The organism is Phormidesmis priestleyi ULC007 (assembly GCF_003003695.1).
GTDB lineage: Bacteria > Cyanobacteriota > Cyanobacteriia > Leptolyngbyales > Leptolyngbyaceae > Phormidesmis_A > Phormidesmis_A priestleyi_A.
The window spans coordinates 1-1,015 of sequence record NZ_PVWG01000132.1 but is presented as its reverse complement, the minus strand read 5'-3'; the positions used below and the strand labels follow the sequence as shown (position 1 = coordinate 1,015).

The following is a 1,015-nucleotide window of genomic DNA, read 5'->3' as shown; positions in this document are numbered from 1 at the left end:
GGTCATGAGTTTGTGTCTCTGGTGATGGGTTCATTAGATCGTGTTTTGACCTCTGACACAAACTAATTTACACTCCCAGAATAACTGGCTCTCGAATGGTGTCTCCTAGCCCTAAACGCGAGATTGCAGCCTCGATATAACGCGCTGTATCATAGCCCATTGCCTGTACTACGGTTTGCAAACTGTGCCACTGCGCCCCTGGTAATCTGGTTGTCTTGGTCAGGTAAGGATGCCAACCTACCATGCTGATGAGTCGAGTTAGGTCATAGGCTGTAACTAAGTTGTCGCCGCGCTCACCCTCGAGGACTGCTGTCAAAATTAAACCAGTTTTGCTCCGTAACCCTGGATTTTTAATCAGGGGATCTGCTCCGTAATATCCTCGAAACTTTAAGGAGGAGTTACCTGTAGTACGTTGAAGCCACTGCTCTAGCTCAGAAAGACTGCTAAAGCGTTTCATCATCCCCGCTGTGGCATTTGAGGTCATTACCCCTTTGCTGTCATCGTCATTGCGGTAGCTAACAATATCGATGGCAGCGTTTGCAAACGTGACATCCTGAGCTTTTTGAGATAGATTGCAAAAGGTACAATCCTGTATTGGAATTTGAGGCTGTTGTGCGTTGACTCGACACACCAGATTTACGATTGGAACAATTTTAGTAGAACTCGGCTTTGTTGCATGAATCCAAAAAAGGTCAGACTTAAGGGAGCATCTCACCTTTGCGATGAGCATAACTACTCAATTCAATCAGCCAACCCTGAGCCAAGGTTGAGAGCGCGTGAAATCGCCATTGAGATAAGCAGAGCGGTGCTTCAGCCCTTGAGGCACATTGTGAGCACTCCACTGTGCCCCTGAAATCTTCAAGCGGCGATTGATTTGTTTCACTAACGATTCCACTGCCCCCGACCCAATCGTAACCCCTGCCTGTTGCAACGCTTGGTAATCAGGAATTCGGGTGCGATGGGTTTGCAGGTAGGCAATGAATTTGAGGGCTGAGTCAGTGGCATCGCGCAGCAA

General features: G+C 48.0%; 1 protein-coding gene and 1 pseudogene. Both read right to left on the bottom strand.

The window, feature by feature from the left end; all coding sequences use genetic code 11:
• Positions 1 to 67: 67 nt before the first annotated feature.
• Complete coding sequence (locus C7B65_RS27015; RefSeq protein WP_146135860.1) at positions 68 to 631, bottom strand: hypothetical protein; 564 nt, start codon at positions 629 to 631, stop codon at positions 68 to 70.
• Between the two features lie 114 nt (positions 632 to 745).
• Positions 746 to 1,015 (bottom strand): annotated as a pseudogene (locus tag C7B65_RS28235) (hypothetical protein); the annotation flags it as partial.